We start from the raw sequence: 21,534 nt of genomic DNA on the forward strand, positions 1-21,534 counted from the left end.
ACCACGGTCGCGGGCGACGGGGCGGGCGTGCACCGGGCCTCCAGGTCGACCCGAACGGCTCGACCCGAACGGCTCGACCCGAACGGCTCGACCCGAACGGGGGCGCGACGCGTCGCGCTGCCACGCGTTAGCGTGCTGGCGACCCAGGCGCACCGCATGGGCGCGTGCCCACGGACCGGGCACCGGACCGAGTCATGGAGTGACCACCGATGCCGTACCGCCCCCTCGCCCTGCTCGCGGTGACCGCGTTGGCCGGCAGTCTCGCCGTCGGCCTCGCCGCCCCGGCATCCGCGGCCGAACTGCCCACCCCGGCGCCCGCGAGCACCGGCGGCCTCCCGACTCCTGCCGGTCCCACGACCGGCAGGACCCCGGCCGACACGGCGGTCGACCTGACCGTCGTGCTGCGTCCCACCGACCGCGCCGCGCTCCGGCAACTGCCGACGGCGACCGCCGGCGCCGGTGTCGACGACCGCGGTGACGCAGTCGACGCCGTCGCACCCGCGGAGCAGCACGGGACGCTCGTGCGGACGGCGCTCGCCGCCGCCGGGTTCACGGTGACGGACCTGGACACCTGGGAGCTCGAGGCAACCGGGACCGCGGCCCAGGCCGAGGCACTGTTCGGCGCCCAGCTGCTCGGTTCCGGCGACGGCATGCACCCGACCAACGACCCGGTGCTGCCCGCGTCGTTCGGCGACACCGTGACCACCGTCCTCGGGCTCGACACGCGTCCGGCCGCCGCGCACGCCGCCGTCCCCGGTGGGTACGCGCCCGCCGACCTGGCACGCGCGTACGCCGCGTCCGGTGACGCGAACGCGGGTGCCGGCACGACGGTCGCCACCGTCCAGTTCTCCGGGTGGGACCGCAACGACCTGGTGGCCGAGGCCGCCGCCGTCGGCCGCCCCGTCCCCGCGATCGACCAGATCGCGGTCGACGGTGCCGACGTGCACCGGTTCGACGGCAGCGGCGGCGAGACCGAGGTCGCACTCGACCAGCAGGCGCTGCTGGCCACCGCCCCGGCGGCACGGCAGCGCGTCTACGTCGCACCGAACTCGTTCCAGGGCATCTACGACAGCTACAGCCGGATCGCCGACGACGTGCAGCAGGCCGGCATCACCGCCGTCAGTGTGTCGTGGGGATCGTGCGAGTCACTGACCTCGGCCGGCGCCCGTGCCGCGATCGACGACGCACTCGACCGGATCGTCGCCGCGGGAGCCACGGTCTTCGTCGCCTCGGGTGACGACGGCGCCGACTGCCCGACCGGTCCGCGGACCTCGGTGCGCTCGGTCACCTACCCGGCCTCGTCGCCTGCGGTCGTCGCCGTGGGCGGCACCTCGCTGACGACCTCGGCATCGGGGACCCGCGAGACGGCATGGGGCAACGCGTACGGTGCGAGCGGCGGTGGGACCTCGACCGCGTACGCCCGGCCCGCGTGGCAGACCGGCCCGGGCACCTCGGGCACGAAGCGTCTGGTGCCGGACATCGCCTCGACGGCTGATCCGACCAAGGGACTCGGTATCTCCCTGGGCACCGCGCACGGCTTCGTGTCCGGTGGCGGCACGAGCCTGGCGTCGCCGGTCGTGGCGGGACAGCTCGCCGCGACGCTGAGCGCACGGGGCTGCACGCAGGGGATCGGCGACCTGCACCAGACGTTCTACGCGAACCCCGGGGCGTTCCGCGACGTCACGTCGGGGTCGAGCGGCAAGTACGTCGCGGCGCGGGGACACGACCGGGCGACCGGACTGGGGACGCCGAACTGGGCGGCGCTGGCGAGGGTGCTGCCGACGGGGTCGTGCGCTGCCGCAGGGTCGGGCGGATCCGGTGCCACTCCCGCGGTTCCGGCCGGGTCGGCGCACGCCGACGGTGCCACGGCCACCGGGATCACCGGGTCGGCCGTCGCGGTGCCGTCCGGGACCTCGATCCGGTCGCCGCACGGGCTGTACTGGCTCGACCTGCAGACGGACGGGCGGCTGGTGGAGTGGGGCGGCAGCGGCGTGCTCTGGTCGACTCCGACCCGGTCACCCGGGGCGACGCTCACGGTGGGGACCGACGGCACGCTCGTGATCCGTTCCACGTCGGGTGCACCGGTCTGGACCGCGGGCACCCCCACCGACGGTGCCGCGCCGACCCTGCAGGTGACCGACCTGGGTGTCGTGCAGCTGGTGCGGGGCAGCACCGTGCTCTGGCAGCAGGCCCCGGGGGCACGCGACCGGCTGGTGCCGGGCGGCAGCCTGGTGCCCGGCCAGGAGATCCGCGACACGGCCGGGCGCCAGCAGTTCCTGCTGCGCGTGGACGGACAGCTGCGGATCGTCCTGAACGGCAGGACGGTGTTCGCCGTGTCGGGTGGACGGAACGCCTCACTCCGCGTGCAGGCCGACGGCAACGTCGTGCTCTACGACGCGACCGGCGGGGCGAAGTGGTCGACGCGGACCAACCGGTACGGCGGGAAGGGCATGCAGCTGCAGATGCGGACGAACGGTGACCTGGTGCTGATGCAGGGGACCACGATGCGCTGGCACTCGGGCACGACGGGCTGAGGTCGGCGCTGGTCGCGCGGGCGCGACCAGGGTGTCCAGACACGGCGGCGTACCGTCGCGGTCATGAGCGATCCGGACCGCGACCACCTGGACGACGGCGTCGACATGACGTTCGACGAGCGGCGCCACGACACGCTCCGCCGGATGTCCGGTTCGGACGACCACGACGAGGCACCACGGGTCGAGGTCGACGAGCTCGCGGACGGCACCGTGCGGATCGACGTCGCGGACACGGCAGCCGTGCGACCCGGCGGGACGGACCCGCACCGCCGCGACCGCCGCTGAACCGGGGTCAGGCGTCAGCAGCACCGCCATCGCGAGCAGGGCCATCGCGGTGACGCCGATGATCCCGAGGGCGACGACGGCGAACGCCCCGGGGGCCGGGGAGCCCTGCGGAGGCCGGTGGTGACGGGGTGTGACGGTGGTCATGTCCCCACCATCGAGCACGGGACGGCCGTGGACATCGGCCGCTGGGTGGAAGTGTCGTCGGCCGGGTGACTGAACCTCGGTCACGCACGGACGGTGGTACACGGCATGATCGTCGGCGTGCACCTCGTCCTCAGCCGTGCCGACGGCGGCGTCCTCGCGACGCCCCTGACCGACGCCGGAGCGCCCGACGGGGCACCGTCCACGGTGACGGACGCGGACCTGCCCGCCTTCGTCGTACAGCACGAGGCTGCCGGGGTGCGTTGGGTCTGGGACGACACCGCGCGGTGGTACCCGCTCGTGCTGGCCGCCGGTGGTCGGGTCGCCAGGTGCGTCGACCTGCGGCTGGCGCACCGGATCCTGCGTGGGGCGCTCGCAGCTCGTGGGTCCGCGGTGCAGGCGGCGCCGGAGTCGTCGTGGGACCGCGCGACACCGCCCGAGCGCCCGGCGCGACCGACCCAGGCGGCGCTGTTCGATGACGCGCTGTTCGCCGGCACACCCGCCGCTGACGACGTCGACCCCGTGGCCGAGCTCCGTGCACAGCTGGCGGCGATCGCCGGGTCGACCGATCCGGGCGCGCTCCGGTTGCTGGTGGCCGCCGAGTCCGCGGGTGCGCTCGTGGCCGCCGAGATGCGCTTCGCGGGGCTGCCCTGGCGCGCCGACGTGCACGAGCGGCTGCTCGAGGACGCCCTCGGACCGCGGGTGCCCTACGGGGTGCGGCCCCGCCGGCTCGAGGAGGTCGCCGACACCCTGCGTGCAGCACTCGACGACCCGGGGCTGAACCCGGACTCACCGGCCGACGTCCTGCGCTCGCTGCGGCGCGCGGGACTCGTGGTGGACAGCACGCGCAAGTGGGAGCTCCAGCAGCTCGAGCACCCCGCCATCGAGCCGCTGCTGGAGTACAAGCGCCTGTACCGGCTGATGACGGCGAACGGGTGGGGGTGGCTCGACGAGTGGGTGCAGGACGGACGATTCCACCCCGAGTACGCGGTCGGCGGTGTCGTCACCGGGCGCTGGGCGGCGAACGGCGGGGGAGCGATGCAGCTGCCGAAGACCATCCGTCCCGCGGTCGTGGCGGACGACGGCTGGAAGCTCGTCGTGGCGGACGCGGCGCAGCTCGAACCACGGGTCCTCGCGGCGATGGCCGGCGACCTCGACATGGCCCGGGCGGGCGACGGACGTGACCTGTACGACGGGGTCGTGGCGTCCGGCGCCGTCGAGACCCGGCAACAGGCCAAGGGCGCGATGCTCGGAGCGATGTACGGCGCCACCCAGGGCGAGGGCGGGCGTCTGGTGCCACGCCTGGCGCGGGCCTTCCCCCGGGCGCTCGACCTGGTGGCGCGTGCCGCGGCAGCCGGGGAACGGGGCGAGCCGGTGACGACCCGACTCGGGCGGACGTCGCCGATCCCCGACCCGGCCTGGTTCGAGGCACGCAACCGGGCGTGGTCGGTCGAGGGGACCCCGGCGATGCAACGGTCGGTCGAGTCGCGGGCACGCAGCTGGGGGCGGTTCACACGCAACTTCGTGGTGCAGGGGACGGCGGCCGAGTGGGCGCTGTCGTGGATGGCGTCGCTCCGGACCCGGATGGCAGCGCGGTACACCGGACCGCTCGGCGACGGCGCGCACCTGGTGTTCTTCGTGCACGACGAGATCGTGGTGCACGCCCCGGCGGCCGACGCCGAGTGGGTGGCAGCGCAGGTCGTCGCTGCTGCCGAGGACGCGGGCCGGATCCTGTTCGGGTCGTTCCCGATCACGTTCCCGCTGTCCGTGACGATCGTCGACGACTACGGCAGCGCGAAGGACTGAACGCCAGAACTTGAATTACAAGCCTGTAAGTTCAATTTTGGGGCGAATTGGTTGAACTTGGCCTCTAGTTCTTCAAGTATCGGCACGTAGAATTGCATGATGGACGTCGCTCGATTCCGGAACAGTCCCGTGGGGCAGCTCGTCCCGATCTCGGGGACAGACGGCCGCTCGGGTCTCGCGTACGAGCACGTGGCATTCGTACCGGACCCGCTCGGAACGGAACCGCTCCTGAGCGGGACGACCTGGAGGTCGGTCGCTCGAGCGAACCGGGCGCTCGGTGCTCTGGATCAAGGGGCGTCGCTGATCCCGAACCCCGGCATCCTCCGACAACCCACCCTCAGCCGCGAAGCACAGAGCACGTCGGCACTCGAAGGCACCTTCGCCCCGCTCGACGACGTCCTTGCAGCCGAGGCGGTCGGGGGTGGCGGGCGATCGGCTGCGCTCTCCGAAGTGCTGAACTACGTCGCCACGGCAGAACTCGGGTTCAGTTGGGCGGAGGACCGAGGAGTCACCGTCGGGGTGCTGGAGCACCTGCAAGGCGTACTCGTCCGCGGGACCTCCGCAGACACCGCCCAGGCGGGGAGGATCCGAGAAGTCCCTGTTGCGATCGGATCCCCAGGTGGTGGCATCGAAGAGGCACGATTCGTGCCGATGCCACCCGGAGTCGCACTGCGCAGTGCGGTCGGCGACTTGACGAACTGGATCAACGACGCTCCGGAGCAGGAGATGGACCCAGTCGTGGCGGCAGCGATGGCCCATTACCAGTTCGAGACCCTCCACCCCTTCAACGACGGCAACGGTCGCCTGGGGCGACTGCTGATCGTCCTGCAGTTCATGCGCTCTGCAACCCTGGCGCAACCGCTGCTCAGTGTCTCTCCGTGGTTCGAAGCGCGGCGGGAGCGCTACCAGGAAGGGCTTGCAGGAGTGAGTGCCACGGGAGCGTGGGACGCCTGGATCTCCTTCTTCGCTGAGGGCATCGAGCAATCCGCCATCGACACAGGCGCGCGGATGGCCGATCTGCTCGCGGTGCAGGCGGAGTACCGCGAGCGCATCCGAGCAAGCGGAACACGCGGGATCGTGTTGGACATCGCGGACCTGCTGGTCGGTTCTCCGTTCGTCACGGTGCCGATGCTCGCCAGGTCGACAGGCAGGACCTACCAGGCAGCCAGCAATGCCGTCGCACGGCTCGTCGAGCTCGGGATCCTGACAGAGGTCGAGCGCCAGGGCGTTCGCGTGTTCCGCGCCACCGACGTGGTTCGGGTCACCTCTCGGCCTGCGACCGTCCGAGCGGGCGGTCGCCGCTGACGCCGTCTGCGCGCACACGGCCGCCGCCGGGCAGGCTGGGTCGATGACCGAGGACGCCCGCCGAGAACACCGCACCGTCGGCGACGTCGACCTGACCACCTGGCGCACCCGCGCCGGCCGGACCGCGGCCGGCGCCTGGGTCCGACTGGGCGAGCGTTTCGGGGCGCTGCCGCTGCTCGTCGTCACGCTGCTGATCGGCATCGCCGTCGCCGCGATCGGGACGTGGGCCGCGTCCGAGGTCTACGAGGGCGTGCGCCAGGCGGACGACGCCGCCGTGCTCGACCGGCCGGTCCTGGACTGGATGATGACGCTCCGCTCGCCCGGTGCCGACACGGTCGTCACGTGGTGGACGAACGTCGCGGGCACGATCGGGATGCCGATCGTGGCGCTGGGGTTCCTGGTCGGGTTCACGATCCAGCGCCGGGCGTGGACACCGGTCGTGCTGCTCGTGGCCGCGAGTGCGGGGTCGCTGCTGATGACGGTCGCCGGCAAGGACCTGATCGGCCGGGCCCGTCCGCCGCTCGCCGACGCCGTGCCGCCGTACGAGCACTCCCCGTCGTTCCCGTCCGGCCACACCCTCAACGCGACGGTGGTCGTCGGCACGATCGTGTACCTGTTGCTGCTCCGCGAGAGCCGTCGGGTGACGCGGGTCTGGACGGTGGTGCTCGGCACGGCGTTCGTCGTGTCCGTGGGGTGCTCGCGGGTGTTCCTCGGGCACCACTGGCTGACCGATGTGCTGGCAGCGTGGGCCCTCGGCGTGGCGTGGCTGGCGATCGTGATCACGGCGCACCGGCTGTACCTGACGACCCTGCGGCATCGTGAGGAGACCGCGCCGGACGGCTCCGAGACGGTTCTCCACAGGGGGTCCTGACGGAGGCCGGGGGCTGATCTCACCTCATGACGAGGTCAGTGGTCTGAGTCGCGGACAGACTCGAACCGCCTACGGTGCTCGAGTGTCCGCGACCCTCCCGCCCGCGCAGCCCGTCAGGTCGGGCCGGTAGGTTGCCGGGCATGGCAGAACGGGTCTTCGGCGGCAGGTACCGCGTCACGGGCACGCTCGGACACGGGGGCATGGCCTCGGTGTACCGCGCGGTCGACGAGCAACTCGGACGCGAGGTCGCCGTCAAGGTCTTCCGGATGGGCGCGGTCGACCACGGCGAGCGGGCGCGCGCCGAGGCGGAGATCCAGGTGCTCGCCGGCCTGCGCAGTCCGGCACTGGTGACGCTCTACGACGCCGCGCTCGACGACGCCGACGGCGACTCGTACCTGGTGATGGAACTCGTCCCCGGCAGTGACCTGGCGACCCGGTTGCGCGAAGGCCCGCTCGACCGCCCGACCACGGCCCGCGTGGGTGCCCAGGTCGCCGACGGGCTGGCGGCCGTGCACGTGCAGGGCATCGTCCACCGCGACGTGAAGCCCGCGAACGTGCTGCTGGAGTCCGACGGCACCCACGTCAAGCTCGCCGACTTCGGGATCGCGCTGCTCCGCGACGCCGCACGGGTCACCGGGACCGGGACCGTGATGGGCACGGCCGCCTACCTGGCACCCGAGCAGGTCACTGCGCAGGGCATCAGCGGCAAGTCCGACGTCTACTCGCTCGGGCTGGTACTGCTGGAGTGTCTGTCCGGGCGGATGCCGTTCCCCGGCAGCGCGGTCGAGTCCGCGACGGCCCGGCTCACCCGGTCGCCGGAGATCGACGCCTCGTTGCCCACGGCCTGGCGCGTGCTGCTGCACGTGATGACGGCGATGGACCCCGCCGAGCGGCCGACCGCCGCAGAGGCGGCGGAGCGTCTGCGCGCGCTGTCGTACGACGACGGTGCGCCCGCCACGCAGCTGCTGCCAGGAGGCCCGGGCACCCTGACCCCGGCGGCTGCGGCCGCAGGGGCGGCCGGGGCCACGGCCGTGCTCGGCACCTCGGCGTCGGCCTCGGCCGACCAGCCCACCCAGGCGATGGCGGCCGACCAGCCGACCCGGGCGATGCCCGCGGCCCGGCCACAGGACGACGCGACGCGCGTGCTGCCGGCGGGCGGGGCCTCCCGGCAGGACGACGTCGCGACCACCGTGCTCGGCGCCCAGCGGGGCGGCGGCACCTCGGGTGGCGGTGGCGCTCCCGTCGCTCCGCGCGCGCCGCAGGCCGATCCACCCGAAGAGCGCAAACGCCGCGCGGGGCTGATCGTCACGCTCGTCATCGTCGGCGTGCTGGTGCTCGCCGGCATCGTCTGGGCGGTGGTCGCCCTCGGTGGTGGCAGTGGTGACGACGGCACGACCCCGGCACCCACGAACTCGTCGACGCCGGGGCAGCAGGAGCAGCAGCCGTCGGACGAGCCCTCGCAGGAGCAGCAGCCCTCGCAACCGGAGCAGCCCTCGCAGCCGGCCGAGCCGTCGGAGCCCGAGCAGCAGCCGTCCGACGAGCCCTCGCAGCCGACCGTGCCGTCGAACGGTCCCGAGCCCTCGGTCGAACCGACCCTGCCCGTGCAGACGCCGGTCGGCAACACGGGTGCGGGGAAGGGACCGGGCTCGAACGCGGGCCCGGGCAACTCCGGCAACGCGCCGGGGCACAACAAGGGCTGACCGCCGGGGGCATCGCACCCCCGTGACGACATCGCGCCCCGTTTCCCGGGGGCGCGACGTCCACCAGGGGGTGCGATCCGCGCGACGACGACGCAACCGGGTTTCGTCCATCCGCTGGAGCAAATAGGGTGGACGACGTGCGAGAACTGCAACGGAGCGGTGGCCCGACGACGGCCGTCGCAGCCAGGAACCACGTCGGCTTCACCTCGAGCGCGGGGTACCTCGTCGAGCGACCAGCCGGGGGTGAGCAGCTGCATGCCGTCGTGCCGGGCTTCGCCGGACACGCGATCGAGTCGGGGGAGCGCCTGTCGTGGGTGTGGTTCCCGGAGCGCACCCTGCCCGACGGCGCAACGGAGCCCACGCCGGACGACCTGCCGCACTTCTGGGACGCCACGGCCTTCACGCTCGACGTGGTCTTCACCGACGGCTCCCGCGCATCGGACCAGGCACGCGACCAGTACGGCGACGCGCTCACCCCGGACGCGCAGGACGCGGCCCGCAAGCAGTGGGTCGACCAGTGGAACCGGCGCGAGGTCGACCTGACGCCGTTCGCGGGTCGGGTCGTCGACCGCCTGGAGGCCCGGCTCGGCTCCGCCACGTCGGCAGCGCCCGCCGACGACGTGCGTCCCGGTGCGTCCGACGCCGCCGCGCGGCCCGCCCTGCGCGGCTGGCTCGACGACGTCCGCATCGAGCAGCCCCGCCGTCCCGCCGCCACGAAGCCACTCGACCACGTCCGCACCACCCGCGGCACGCAGGCCTCGTCGCGGTTCTCGCGCGGCAACAACGCGCCGCTGGTGGGGATCCCGCACGGCGGGGTGTTCGGCCTGCCGATGACCGACGCCGCAAGCAACCGGTGGCCGTACGCGTACCAGGAGCACGACCGGGCGAGCGACGGCCGGCCCGCGATCCAGGCCTTCGCGACCAGCCACATCCCGTCACCGTGGATGGGGGACCGGGGCGTGTTCCAGGTGATGCCCTCGCCGAGCTCGACGCCGGACACCGACCGCACGGCACGTGCCCTGGGGTTCGACCACGACGACGAGCTCGACGGCCCGCACCGGTACCGCGTGGCGCTCGAGCACGGCGTCACCGCGGAGATGACCGCGGGGGAGTTCGCCCTGGGCTTCCGGTTCACGGGCGCCCGCAGCATCGTGCTCGACCACCACGGCCGGGTGCTCGACGCCACCGTGCAGGTCGACGACGACGGTACGGCCGTGGTCGAGGCGCACCTGGACGACCGCCCCGGCACCCCGCCGCACTTCGTGCACCTGCGCATCCCCGGCGTGACGGCGGACCACACCACGTCCGCCGACCAGGTGCTGTCCGGCTGGCTGGCCGTCGCGGGCGACACCGACGTGCTGCTCGGGATCTCGACGGTGTCGTTCGCCGATGCGCGCGCGAACCTCGACGCGGCCGGGTCCTACGACGCCATGCGCAGTCGTGCCGAAGCGCTCTGGGACGCCGAACTCGCGACGCTCGACGTCCAGGGCGCCACCGACGACCAGCTCGTCTCGCTGTACTCCGGCCTGTACCGGCTGTTCCTCTACCCGAACCGTGCCGGCGAGACCGCGCTGACCGGCACACCGCACCACCGCTCCCCGTACGGCGACGTCCTGGCCTCGCCGATCCGCGACGAACCAGGGCCCGAGGTCGTCGACACCGCGCTGACCACCACGAACGGGTTCTGGGACACCTACCGCACGGCCTGGCCGCTGCTCGGGCTGCTGACTCCCGACACGGCGGCGGACCTGGCGCAGGGCTTCGTGGAGCACTTCCACGACGGCGGCTGGACCCCGCGCTGGAGTGCGCCGGGCGCCGAGGACTGCATGACCGGCACCACGAGCGACACGGTGTTCGGCGACCTGGTCTCCAAGGACGTCGACGGCTTCGACGTCGAGCAGGCGTACCGCAGCGCGGTGAAGAACGCGACCGTCCCGCCGCGTGACGAGCGTGTCGGACGCAAGGGGAGCCTCCCGGGCGCGTTCCGCGGCCACGTCGACACCGACACCTCCGAGGGGATGTCCTGGACCCTCGACGCGGCGATCAACGACTGGAGCATCTCCGTGCTGGCCGCCACCCTGGCGGACCGCACCACCGACGCTGCGGAGCGCGAGCGGTACGACGCCGAGGCCGAGTGGTTCGCGCGTCGGTCGCTGCAGTACCGGAACGTGTTCGACCGTCGTCGTGGGTTCTTCATCGGCCGGACGCCCGACGGGCAGTGGCGCGAAGGCGAGGGCTACGACCCCGCCCAGTGGGGCGGCGACTACACCGAGACGAACGCCTGGGGCACGATGTTCACGGCGCCGCACGACGGCGCCGGCATCGTCGACCTGCACGGCGGACCCGAGGCCTTCGACGCCGCGATCGACCGTTTCTTCGCCGAACCCGAGACGGGTGCGACGGACCGTTCCGGCCACTACGGGTTCCCGATCCACGAGATGACCGAAGCACGCGACGTGCGGATGGGCATGCTCGGCCTGTCGAACCAGCCCGCGCACCACATCCCGTTCTTCCCGATGTTCACCGGACGGCACGACGACGCGCACCGCATCGTCCGCGAGTGCCTGCAGCGCCTGTTCGTCGGCTCCGACCTGGGCCAGGGCTACCCCGGCGACGAGGACAACGGCGAGATGAGCGCCTGGTACGTCTTCGCGACGATCGGCCTGTACCCGCTGGCACCGGCGAGCGGGTCCTACGTGATCGTGCCGCCGTCGGTCCGGCGGACCGTGCTGCGCCCGCCAGGAGGCACCCCCACCGTCATCGAGACCAGTGGCGCTCCGGCAGGCGCGTACGTCGCGTCCGTCAGCGTGGACGGGGTGCCGTGGACCTCGATCAGCATCCCGCACACGGTGGTCGTGGCGGCGTCACGGATCGTGGTCGAGCTGTCCGACGTGCCGGTCGGCTGGGCATCGGACACGCGTCCGCCGTCGGCATCGGAGCTGCACGGCTATCGTGACACCCCGGTGGACGTGCTGCCCGTCGGGGACTCGGCGTTGACGGACGACACCGGACGCACGGCGACGGCGCTCGCCGCGGGGACGACCGTGTCGTTCCCGGTGGAGGTCCGGTCGGCGTCGCTGTACACGGTGACGGTGGCTGCCCCGGGGACCTCCGCGTGGTCGGTGTCGCTCGGGTCGACGTCGGTGTCGGTGACGGGTGCGGTGTTCGAGTGGGCCGGGCAGACGCGTGTGTTCCGGATCGCCGGAGGCGGATCGACCTTCACGTTCACGCCGGAGACCGACATGGTGGTGACCCAGCTCGAGCTGATCGCGGCGGACGGACAGCGCTGATTCGGAGGTGCTGCCCATCGATCTCGGGCATGCTCGTGCCATGTCGATGAGCAGCGCGTTCGATCCGTCCAAGGGTCTCGCGATCCCCGAGGACAAGGCCACCGAGAACGGCCTCGAACTCGACGAGGACCCCGCGCACGGGCTGGACATCGCGGTCGAGGTGGTCAGCGGGGCTGCTGCCGACCCCGCCGCGACAGCGCTGTTCCTCGAGCCCCAGACCGGGCCGACACCGAGCGACCGGGTCTAGTCCGCGTCAGTCCTGGTGTCGCACGGCGGTCGCTGCCATTCGCGGGCGAGCGCGGACATGACGACCTCGTCGTGGAACCGGCCGTCGTGGAAGACCGCCTCGCGCCGCACGCCCTCCTCGCGGTAGCCGACGTTGCGGTACACCGCACGTGCTCGGTCGTTGAACGCGTGGACCTGGATCTCGATGCGGTTGAGACCCATCTCGCGGAAACCGTAGTCGGTGAGCAGTCGGACGGCCTCGGTACCGTAGCCGTGGCTGACGTGCTCGCCGCCGATCATCACCGCGAGGGTTGCTGCCCGGACGGGGAGCTTCCCACCGAACAGGGTCACGTGGCCGACGAGGTTGCCCGAGCGACGGTCGACGACGCTGAACCCCACGTCGCCGCTGCGTTCGCTCGTGCTCCAGGTGCGGAACATCTCGATGACGGGTGCGTCCGGTCGTGGGCGGACGACGATCTGTTGCAGCACCGCCCATGCCGGGTCACGCCACCAGCGGACCAGGTCTGCGAGGTCGTCGTCCTCCAGTGCGCGGAGGCGGACGAGGTCCCCGTCGAGCAGTGTCGATCCGTACCGCTGGGCATCGGTGGCCCCGTTCCACGTCATGGGACGACTCTGCCACGGTCTGTCGGAGCGCTGCTCGACGACGCGGTCAGGCCTGCTGCGCGTCGGTGCCCTGCTGCGCGTCGGCGCTCTGCTGCAGCAGCCCGGTCGCGACGTCGTTGAACACACTCGCCAGGTCGACGCCCCTGGCAGCGCTGACCTGGCGCAGGACGGCTGCGTAGCGCTCGCGTGCGCCGGCGATGACGGACGACCCGGCGGGACTCAGAACGATGAGTGAACCGCGGCGGTCCGACGGGTTCGGTCGGCGTTCGACCAGCCCGGCGTCCGTCAGCCGGTCGACCATGTTCGTGACCGCCCCGGAGGTCAGCCCCAGGTAGCCTGCGAGCTCCGTCGCGGTCGAGTACCCGGTGTCGTCGATGAGTGTGAGCGCGCGCATGCCCGTCTCGTGGATGCCGGCGCGGGCGCTGAGCTGACCGACCAGGCCCTTCTCCGCACGGACGACGGCGTCGAACGCCGCGAGGACGTCGGTCGCCTGGTCGTCTGCTGTTCCGGGCACGGGTCTGCTTCCTGTCGGGTCTGCTGCGCCAAGGATGGCACGGCCCGTCCGGGGCCTCGCGGACGTGTCCCCGGCCTGTCCCCCACTCTGGGGAGGTCTCTCGACTTCCGATTGTGTGAACGGTTGGCTATCTTGATCATCAAGCAAACGCCCTGAACACCCAACACAGTCATCGAGGTAACCCCGTGTCCAACCCGAACCGCATCTCCCCGGTCAAGCGCCTCCGCTTCGCGCCCGTTGCGCTGGTCGCGGGCATCTTCGCCGCCGTCCTGCTCTCCCTGTCCCTCACCGGCACCCTCTCCGGGTTCGCGGCGAGCATCACCAACAGCAGCAACACCGCCGCCAGCGGCACGCTCGTCATGCAGGAGCAGAACGCGAACGCGTCGGTCACCTGCCTCAGCACCGACGGCGGCTCGGTCTCCACGAACTCGGCCACGTGTTCCACCATCAACAAGTTCGGCGGCAGCACCACGATGACCCCCGGCGTCACGGTGAACACCCCGATCACGATCAAGAACACCGGCAGCGCCGCCGCCAGCACCTTCACGCTCACCCCCGGCGCCATCTGCACGCAGTCCAACAACGGCTCGCTCAACGGCACCGCGACGGACCTCTGCGCCAAGATGAACATCGTCATCACCTCGGGTTCGACCACCGTGTTCTCCGGCACGCTCGCCAGCTTCAAGGGTGCAGCAGCCTCCGCGTTCACGATGCCCGCCGCTCCCGCCGCCGGCGCTTCCGTGCCCTTCAACTTCGCCGTCACGCTCGACAGCAGCGCCGGCAACACCTACCAGGGCCTCGCAGCGTCCGTCCCGATGACCTGGACCTTCACCGCCTGACCCGTTGTTCGTCCCCACCCGACGGGCGACACCTCGACCGATCCCGAAACGGCCGAGTTGTCGCCCGTCACCCCGCCACCACCACCTGCCTGAGGAAGGACGACCATGAGCCAGACCGCAGCCGCTCCCCTCACCGGCACCCTCTCCCGTCCCCTCATCGGCGCCCCCACCGCCACCCGCTCCGAGGTCACCCTGGCCTGGACGGTCGCGCTCCTCGCCGCCCTGCTGCTGGCCGCAGCCGCCCTGTTCCTGACCAACGGCGGTCGGATGTTCGTCGTCGAGACGCCGTCGATGGGTGAAGCAGCCCCGGTCGGCACCCTCGTGCTCGACCTCCCCGCCCAGGCATCGTCGCTGCAGGTCGGCGACATCGTGTCGTTCCGCGTCAGCGCCGCACCGGACACGATCTACACGCACCGCATCATCGACATCGACAGCGCCGGCGGGATCCACACCCGCGGCGACGTGAACGGCGCGACGGACCCCTGGACGCTGACGCAGGAGAACCTGGTCGGTGCCCCGGCGTTGCTCGTCCCGCACCTCGGCTGGCTGTTCCGCGCCGCACCGATCCTGCTCATCGGCACGCTGCTCATCTGGGTCCTCACCAGCCCCTTCGCCGACCGGATCACCCGCAGCTCGCTCCGCATCGCCGGTGGCGCCCTGACCGTCTCCTACGCTGCGTTCGTCCTCCGACCCTTCGTCAACGTCACCACGATCACCAACACCGCCAACCCCGGCTCGGTCGTCGCGACGGTCGTCTCCTCGGGCATCTTCCCCGTCCAGGTGCAGGCGCACGGCGGGAACAGCGTCCACCTGGTCGACGGCCAGGTCGGCCGGGTCGTCATCCACGAGCTCAACCACCACGGCAGCTACCAGCTGACGTCGAACATCGCCCTCGACCCCAGCGGATGGGCACTCCTGATCGCCGCCTGCCTGGTGCCCCTGGTGCTGTGCCTGATGGTCGGTCGCGTGCACGCGGTGCGTGCCTCGTGATCGCCTCGCGACTGCGTGACGGCAAGGTCGTCGCCCTGCTGCTCGTCGTGGCCCTCGCGGTCGTCGTGCTCTTCGCCCAGTTCGCCCCGACCCGCTCGGCGTTCAGCGCGAAGGTCACGGACAGCAGCAACACCGCCGGGACCGCCGCGTACTTCACCTGCGCCAGCGCCGTCGACGCGGACGACGCCGGTGCCACGTTCCGGTACCGACTGGGCGAGGCGACCGGGGCGAAGACCGCGGCCGACTCGGCGACGACCGCCGCGAACGGCACGTACCAGGGCTCGATGGTGGCAGCCACCCCGTCGCCGATCGCGTGCCCCCGCGACACCGGGAGTGCGTACGTGCTGAACGGCTCCACGAGCTTCGTGTCCACCCCGACCGCCAAGGCCAACCCGACGACCTTCAGCGAAGAGGTCTGGTTCCGCACGACCGTGGCCGGCGGACTGCTCATCGGCTTCGGCAGCAACCAGGTCGCCGTCTCCGGGCAGCACGACCGGCAGATCTACATCAACACCGCCGGCCAGCTCGTCTTCGGGTCGTTCAACGCCACCACCCAGGTCGTCACCTCGCCGAACGCGGTGACCGACGGCGCGTGGCACCACGTCGTCGCGACGATGTCGGCCGCCACCGGCATGCGGCTGTACCTCGACGGTTCGCTCGTCGCCTCGAACGCCGCGTACACCACGCCGGAGAACTACACCGGGTACTGGCGGGTCGGGTACGACACGATCGCCAACTGGCCGGGGCAGCCGGCCAACTTCTCCTTCACCGGGTCCATGCGGTTCGCAGCGGTCTACACGACGGTGCTCACGCCGGCCCAGGTCACGAACCACTACGCCGCCGGTCGGTGATCCCGACGGTGTACTTGAACCCGACGTGGGACGCCGTGAACCCGAGCCGTTCGTAGAACCGGTGCGCGTCGACCCGGGCCGCGTCCGACGTCAGCTGCACCAGGCCCACGTCGAGCGTCGGAGCAGCTACGTCCGTCACCCAGCGCATCATCGCGCTGCCGATCCCGCTCGACCGCAGGTCGCTGCGGACACGGACGGCCTCGACGAGCAGCCGGGTCGCGGCCTGCCGCGCCATGCCGGGGATCCGCGTGAGCTGCATCGTCCCGACCAGCCGGCCCTGCCTGTCCGTCGCGACCAGCAGCGCGTTGGCCGGGTCGCCCGTGATCGCGGCGAGCGCGGCGGCGTACCGGGGGCGGTCGGCCTCGTCGGCAACGTCGCCGCGTCCGGCGCTGATCGGGTCGTCCGCCAGCAGGGTCATCAGCGCGTCGAGGTCCTCGGGTCCCGCTGATCGCAGGGTGACCTCGCCGGAGCGGGTGGACAGACGAACGGGCAGGGCGAGGTCGTGGAGCACGATCCCACCCCGCCCGATGCGGACCCGTCGGGGAAAGCGGGTCAGGGGACGATGTGCCCCGCGGCGGTCAGGATGCGGTACCACTCCTCGCGCGAGAGCTCGACGTCGCTGCCCGCGGCCGAGTCCCGCACGCGCTGTGGGTTCGTCGTGCCGAGGACGACCTGGAAGTGCGCGGGGTGTCGGGTGATCCACGCGACGGCGATCCCGGTCGGGGTGACACCGTGCGCGGCTGCCAGCTCCTCGAGCACGTCGTTCAGCTCGGCGTGGTGCTCACGGTCGCCCAGGAAGACTCCGTCGAAGAAGCCCCGCTGGAACGGCGACCAGGCCTGCAGGGTCACGTCCGTGCGGCGCGAGTAGTTCAGGATGTCGTTGTCGCGGTCGATCGACTGGTCCAGGCCGCCCATGTTGGCGGACAGGCCCTGAGTGATGAGGTTCGCGTGCGTGATGCTCAGCTGCACCTGGTTGAACGCCAGCGGACGCGTGACCGACTTCTTCAGCAGCTCGACCTGCCCGGGGGTGTGGTTCGAGACGCCGAAGTGGTGCACCTTGCCGGCGGCGTGCAGCTCGTCGAAGGCCTTGGCGACCTCGTCCGGCTCGACCAGGGCGTCGGGGCGGTGCAGCAGCAGCACGTCGATGTAGTCGGTGCGCAGCGCGGTCAGTGACTCGTCGACCGAGGACATGATGTGGTCGTACGAGAAGTCGAAGTACGCGCCGTTCGCCGTGGGCCGGATGCCGACCTTGGTCTGCAGCTGGATCGCGGCCCGCTCGGCGGGCGTCAGCGACACGGCGGCGCCGAACCGTTCCTCGCAGCCGTGCCAGCCGCCGTACACGGCCGCGTGGTCGAACATCGTCACGCCCGCGTCGCGCGAGGCAGCGTAGAGCGATCGGATGTCCTCGTCGCTCATGTCGTTGATCCGCATCAGTCCGACGACGACGTCAGAGGCGGTCAGGTCCGTCTGTGGCAACTCCAGTGTCTTCACCCCACCGATCCTGCCAGGGGTGGTGGCCGCCAGCGGGGCCCTGCCCGTACCCGTCAGGAGCAGCCCCGTCAGGAGCTGCCCGTCAGGGGCGCAGGACGGCCAGCACGGTCGGTGCGGACCCGTTCCACGTCGCGGTCAGCGTCTCGCCAGCGGGCAGGGCCGTACCGACGACGCGCAGGATCGTGAGGTCCCCGATGGTGGTGAGCGCTCCATCCGTCCGCGGGGTGACGGCGTGCACGGTCGGCGACGTCGCCGCGGAGCCTCTGCCGACGGCCGTGCCGAGCACCGGAGGCGCCTCGCCCCCCTCGGCCGACTCGAGACGGGCTTCGTGCCCGCTGGTCGCGATCGCCCGGCGCAGGACGTCCGCGTACACGGGGTCGCCGGCCGCGTCGTACACCCAGCGCCGACCGAGGACGGAGTGCTCCATCTCGCACACCAGGAAGTCCTCGGCACCAGCGAGCGGAGCGCCGCGGTACGTCAGCGGGACGTGCAGGACCGGACCGCCGTCGACGTGCACCAGGTACGTCTCGACCCCGACCTGGCCGTCCGGGTCGTCGAACCGGAACCGCCCGTCCACCAGGACGTCCGACCCCGCTTCCACGCCGCTCCATGCCTGCGACGGCAACCAGCTGCCCATCGCCTCGGTCTTCGACGGACGGAGTTCGGCGTTGTGGATGACGGCCATGTCGCGAACCTAGTGGACGGAGAAGCCCCCGTCGACGGCGATCGACTGCCCCGTCACGTACGCCGACCCCGGTCCGGCCAGGAACACCGCAGCGGCCGCGAAGTCCTCCGGCAGCCCGTTGCGCCCGACCAGGGTCCTTGCCGCCAGACGCTCCACGGCGACCGGGTCGGCGCTGAGCCGCGCGTTCAGCGCGGTCGGCACGAATCCCGGCACCAGCGCGTTGACGGTGACCCCCTGCCCAGACCAGGCCTCTGCCTGGGACCGGACCAGGGCCTCCAGTGCGGCCTTGGAGACCCCGTACGCGCCGCTGGCGGCGAAGGGGCGGTGCGCCTGCTGCGAGCTGATCGCGATGATCCGCCCGGACCCGCGTGCCGCCATGCCCGGAGCGAGCCGCTGCCCGAGCACGAACGGGGCGTCGAGGTTGACGGCCATCGTCGCGTCCCAGGTCGACTCGTCGAGGTCCGCCATCGGCGGCCGCAGGTTGATCCCCGCGGAGTGCACGAGCACGTCGACGTCGCCGACGGCATCGGCGAGGGCGTGCGCGCCCGCACGCGTGGACAGGTCCGCGGTGATCCCTGCGGCCGAACCGCCGGCGTCACGGACGGCGGCCACGGTCGCATCGATCGCGCTGGTCGTCCGCGCCGCGATCACCACGTGCGCACCGGCGTCGGCCAGCGCGAGGGCGATCGCACGACCGATCCCGGAGCTCCCGCCGGTCACCAGTGCGGTGCGTCCGTCGAGACCGAAGAGCTGCTGCAGCGACATCCGGTCAGGGTACTGATGCCCGGAGGCCGGGTGTGGTCCTCGACGTCGGTTCCGGACCGGGGGCCTCCCTTGCACCGGCGCTGCGACCACCTGTCGCGTCTCGGGCAGACGGCAGGCTCGGGGTTCGGACGTGTGGCAGAGTGTCGGGTCAGCGACCAGGGTGGGCTGGTTCACCGCTGATGTCGGGTGGCACAGGAGTGCACATCGCGTTCGTCAGGATCATGCGCGAACACCAGGGGGAGCGGGATGAGTGAGACGCCGAACGCTGGCGGGGCAGCGGCCCCGCGATCCAACGCGACGTCGGTCGTCCTTGCGATCGTCGCTCCGCTGGCGCTGCTGATGAGCTTCGTGCCGTACTTCCTCGGTGGTCTCACGGCCGTGTACGACGACCATGCGGGCAGCGATCGCGGGGGCTTTGCCGGGTACGGCTACACCGCGCTCGTGCTCGGTCTCGGGTTCCCCGCATGGGCGCTCGTCTGGGGGATCGTCGACGTCCATCGCACCAAGCGGATCCCGGGCGGCGCAGCGATCGTGCTGGGGGCGTTCTCGCTCGGCGTCGCCCTGTGCGTGATCCTGCCTGGGTCGGTGACGATCATCGCGAAGTCGGCGTCGCTGAGCGCGGCGTACGAGCGAGCACATCCGCCGCGGGGAGCGCTCGACGACGCCGAGGCGCGAAACTCCCGCGAAGCAGAATCGGCCGAGGGTCGAGCGGCGGAACGCGCTGCGCCCGCCGCCCGCGCCGCGGCGAAGCAACGACTCGACTCGTTGAGCGAGGCGGTGCTGACCGCGCTGGACATCACGCCGGAAGCGGCGTTGCGACTCCGGCAACCGACCGCGCCCGAATCGGCGGGAGCGGGAGCGCCCAGGCTCAGGGAGTCGTCCGCGGGCTGTGAGGCTGGATACGGTCCGCAGGCGGGTCTGCAGTACTTCTGGACACTCACGCTCGATCGATCGATCGACCCAGCCGCCACCGAGGACGCCGTTCGGAACGCGATCACCAGTGTTGCGCCGGACACGGAGTTCACAGAGCGGACCGAGAATGCGAACGACCACTCGCTGTCGTTCATCGACCGCTCGCAGACCGACGAGTTCACGGGCGAGTTCAGCTGGGGCCGCTCGGAAGGAAGCGACGCGCCGATGATCTCCTTCGCGATGGACTGCCGCTGAGCGCGGACCCATCGCTGACCCGGTCAACGGAGGTTCGGTGGACATCGAGTTCCCCGTCCTCGGCAGACTGCTCTGCCCCCGGAGTGATGGTACCGCGACGCCCGTACGCTGGTGCGGTGCGCGACGACCTGCTCCCCGTGCTCGCCTGCCCCGTCTGCCGCGAGCCGCTCGCCCGCACCGGTGACGGGCAGGCCGGCTGCGCGACCGGGCACCGCTTCGACCAGGCCAGGCAGGGCCACCTCACGCTCCTGCCGGCGAAGCGCCGCGCACTGACCGCGGACACGCCGGAGATGGTCGACGCCCGCATCCGGTTCCTGGGCCGCGGGCACTACGCGCCGGTCGAGCGGGCGCTCGCCGCGGTGGTCGCGTCGGTGGATGCGCCGGGGGTGGTGCTCGACGTCGGGTCCGGCCCGGGGACCTACCTGGCACACGCGCTGCGCGCAGCGGACCGGAGGCTCGGGGTCGCGCTCGACTTGTCGGCGGTCGCCGTCCGCCGCGCGGCTCGGGTCGACCCGCGGATCGGCGCGGTCGTCGCCGACATCACCGAACGGCTGCCCGTCGTCGACGCGGCGGCCGCCGTCGTGCTCGACGTCTTCGCCCCGCGGAACCAGCGCGAGTACGCGCGGGTCCTGCACCCGGACGGCGTGCTCGTCGTCGTGACGCCGCGTCCCGGGCACCTGGCCGAACTCGCCGAGGCGACGATCAACGTCGACCCCGAGAAGGACCGCCGACTGCATGACTCGCTGACGCCGTCGTTCACGCGGGTGTCGTCCGAAGACCTGACGTGGACGATGGCGCTGTCCGCCGAGGACGTGCACGACGTGGTGCACATGGGTCCGAGCCACCACCACGTCGCGCCCGGGGCCGTGTTCGCGCCCGCGGCGGTGACGGCCGCCGTCACGGTGTCGACCTGGGTGCCGACAGGGGACGTCCTTCCTGGCGGATGACCGATCCGGTCCGCGATCGTCGGGGATCGCGAACCGGATCGGCCATCACGCAGTCGGAGCCTCGACGCTCAGCGCCCAGATGACGCCGAACTGGTCGCGCAGCTGCCCGGCCAGTGGCGACCACGCGGACGGCCCGAACGGCTGCCGGACCTCGGCCCCGGGGAGCAGGCCGTTCCAGGCGGCGGTGATCTCGTCTGCGTCCGTGCCGCTCAGGTACACGTACGAGGCGTTCGTGCCCTGGTCCCACGGCTGTCCGGGCCACACGTCGAAGGCCATCACGCGGATGCCGGAGGCGCTCTGCACCTGGCCCCACAGGATGCGGTCGGCCCAGTCGGGTTCGTCGGAGGCGCCCATCGCGCCGTAGGTCATGGCGACGGCCTCGGTGCCGAAGGCCGCCGCGTAGAAGTCGAGGGCCTGGCGTGCGGAGCCGTCGAAGTTCAGGTGGGGTGTCGTGGTGATCGTCATGGGAGCGAGTCTGGCGACGGAAGCGGTCAGATCATGACC

At 72.0% G+C, this 21,534-nt stretch carries 20 protein-coding genes; 13 read left to right on the forward strand and 7 right to left on the reverse strand.

The features are described from left to right. Window positions 1-209 precede the first annotated feature (209 nt). The 8 genes from ACLBWP_RS11360 to ACLBWP_RS11395 all read left to right on the forward strand — a co-directional run bounded on the left by ACLBWP_RS11360 (window position 210) and on the right by ACLBWP_RS11395 (window position 12,179). Window positions 210-2,534, forward strand: coding sequence for a hypothetical protein (locus tag ACLBWP_RS11360; protein WP_447655275.1), 2,325 nt, complete (start codon window positions 210-212; stop codon window positions 2,532-2,534). A 63-nt stretch (window positions 2,535-2,597) separates the two neighbouring features. Further along, window positions 2,598-2,819 carry a multidrug transporter gene (locus ACLBWP_RS11365; protein WP_447655276.1) on the forward strand — a complete coding sequence of 74 codons (222 nt, stop codon included), beginning with the start codon at window positions 2,598-2,600 and terminating at the stop codon, window positions 2,817-2,819. Window positions 2,820-3,080: 261 nt separating this feature from the next. Then, window positions 3,081-4,766: a bifunctional 3'-5' exonuclease/DNA polymerase gene (locus tag ACLBWP_RS11370; protein WP_447655277.1), complete on the forward strand. Its 1,686-nt coding sequence runs from the start codon at window positions 3,081-3,083 to the stop codon at window positions 4,764-4,766. Between the two features lie 129 nt (window positions 4,767-4,895). Beyond that, window positions 4,896-6,071, forward strand: coding sequence for a Fic family protein (locus tag ACLBWP_RS11375; protein ID WP_447655278.1), 1,176 nt, complete (start codon window positions 4,896-4,898; stop codon window positions 6,069-6,071). Between the two features lie 43 nt (window positions 6,072-6,114). Beyond that, window positions 6,115-6,942 (forward strand): phosphatase PAP2 family protein, encoded by an 828-nt coding sequence (locus ACLBWP_RS11380; RefSeq protein ID WP_447655279.1) that lies wholly within the window; start codon window positions 6,115-6,117, stop codon window positions 6,940-6,942. 140 nt (window positions 6,943-7,082) lie between these two features. Continuing rightward, the gene (locus ACLBWP_RS11385; protein WP_447655280.1) at window positions 7,083-8,642 is read left to right on the forward strand and encodes a protein kinase domain-containing protein; all 1,560 of its coding nucleotides are present in this window, start codon (window positions 7,083-7,085) and stop codon (window positions 8,640-8,642) included. 137 nt (window positions 8,643-8,779) lie between these two features. After that, window positions 8,780-11,932, forward strand: coding sequence for a GH92 family glycosyl hydrolase (locus ACLBWP_RS11390; protein WP_447655281.1), 3,153 nt, complete (start codon window positions 8,780-8,782; stop codon window positions 11,930-11,932). 40 nt (window positions 11,933-11,972) lie between these two features. Then, window positions 11,973-12,179 (forward strand): hypothetical protein, encoded by a 207-nt coding sequence (locus ACLBWP_RS11395; protein ID WP_447655282.1) that lies wholly within the window; start codon window positions 11,973-11,975, stop codon window positions 12,177-12,179. Here ACLBWP_RS11395 and ACLBWP_RS11400 read toward each other — a convergent pair. Together ACLBWP_RS11400 and ACLBWP_RS11405 are read right to left on the reverse strand one after the other, a co-directional pair. Further along, window positions 12,176-12,781, reverse strand: coding sequence for a GNAT family N-acetyltransferase (locus ACLBWP_RS11400; protein WP_447655283.1), 606 nt, complete (start codon window positions 12,779-12,781; stop codon window positions 12,176-12,178). The two genes, ACLBWP_RS11395 and ACLBWP_RS11400, sit on opposite strands and share 4 nt — an antisense overlap. 46 nt (window positions 12,782-12,827) lie before the next feature. Continuing rightward, on the reverse strand, window positions 12,828-13,295 hold the full coding sequence (locus tag ACLBWP_RS11405) for a MarR family winged helix-turn-helix transcriptional regulator (RefSeq protein ID WP_447655284.1): 468 nt from the start codon (window positions 13,293-13,295) through the stop codon (window positions 12,828-12,830). A gap of 185 nt (window positions 13,296-13,480) precedes the next feature. On the opposite strand from ACLBWP_RS11405, the gene ACLBWP_RS11410 reads away from it, so the two are divergent. From ACLBWP_RS11410 to ACLBWP_RS11420, 3 genes are all read left to right on the forward strand, one after another. Further along, entirely contained in the window at window positions 13,481-14,134 is a 654-nt protein-coding gene (locus tag ACLBWP_RS11410; protein WP_447655285.1) for a hypothetical protein, read from the forward strand. Window positions 14,135-14,239: 105 nt separating this feature from the next. Beyond that, complete coding sequence (locus ACLBWP_RS11415) at window positions 14,240-15,124, forward strand: S26 family signal peptidase (RefSeq protein WP_447655286.1); 885 nt, start codon at window positions 14,240-14,242, stop codon at window positions 15,122-15,124. Beyond that, the gene (locus ACLBWP_RS11420; protein WP_447655287.1) at window positions 15,121-15,975 is read left to right on the forward strand and encodes a LamG domain-containing protein; all 855 of its coding nucleotides are present in this window, start codon (window positions 15,121-15,123) and stop codon (window positions 15,973-15,975) included. Before ACLBWP_RS11415 ends, ACLBWP_RS11420 begins: the two co-directional genes overlap by 4 nt. Here the strand turns inward: ACLBWP_RS11420 and ACLBWP_RS11425 are convergent. From ACLBWP_RS11425 to ACLBWP_RS11440, 4 genes are all read right to left on the reverse strand, one after another. After that, the gene (locus tag ACLBWP_RS11425; protein ID WP_447655288.1) at window positions 15,947-16,486 is read right to left on the reverse strand and encodes a GNAT family N-acetyltransferase; all 540 of its coding nucleotides are present in this window, start codon (window positions 16,484-16,486) and stop codon (window positions 15,947-15,949) included. The genes ACLBWP_RS11420 and ACLBWP_RS11425 overlap by 29 nt on opposite strands. Before the next feature lie 41 nt (window positions 16,487-16,527). Next, window positions 16,528-17,466: an aldo/keto reductase gene (locus ACLBWP_RS11430; protein WP_243560829.1), complete on the reverse strand. Its 939-nt coding sequence runs from the start codon at window positions 17,464-17,466 to the stop codon at window positions 16,528-16,530. Window positions 17,467-17,548: 82 nt separating this feature from the next. Beyond that, window positions 17,549-18,151, reverse strand: coding sequence for a CG0192-related protein (locus tag ACLBWP_RS11435; RefSeq protein ID WP_447655289.1), 603 nt, complete (start codon window positions 18,149-18,151; stop codon window positions 17,549-17,551). A gap of 9 nt (window positions 18,152-18,160) precedes the next feature. Continuing rightward, complete coding sequence (locus ACLBWP_RS11440; RefSeq protein ID WP_447655290.1) at window positions 18,161-18,916, reverse strand: SDR family NAD(P)-dependent oxidoreductase; 756 nt, start codon at window positions 18,914-18,916, stop codon at window positions 18,161-18,163. A gap of 246 nt (window positions 18,917-19,162) precedes the next feature. Between ACLBWP_RS11440 and ACLBWP_RS11445 the strand changes: the two genes are divergently transcribed. Further along, entirely contained in the window at window positions 19,163-20,083 is a 921-nt protein-coding gene (locus tag ACLBWP_RS11445; RefSeq protein WP_447655291.1) for a hypothetical protein, read from the forward strand. A gap of 116 nt (window positions 20,084-20,199) precedes the next feature. Further along, complete coding sequence (locus ACLBWP_RS11450; protein ID WP_447655292.1) at window positions 20,200-21,030, forward strand: putative RNA methyltransferase; 831 nt, start codon at window positions 20,200-20,202, stop codon at window positions 21,028-21,030. Between the two features lie 45 nt (window positions 21,031-21,075). Here ACLBWP_RS11450 and ACLBWP_RS11455 read toward each other — a convergent pair whose 3' ends face one another. After that, window positions 21,076-21,495: a VOC family protein gene (locus ACLBWP_RS11455; RefSeq protein WP_447655293.1), complete on the reverse strand. Its 420-nt coding sequence runs from the start codon at window positions 21,493-21,495 to the stop codon at window positions 21,076-21,078. Between the last annotated feature and the right edge of the window lie 39 nt (window positions 21,496-21,534).

This window comes from Microbacterium sp. M1A1_1b (genome assembly GCF_053345565.1).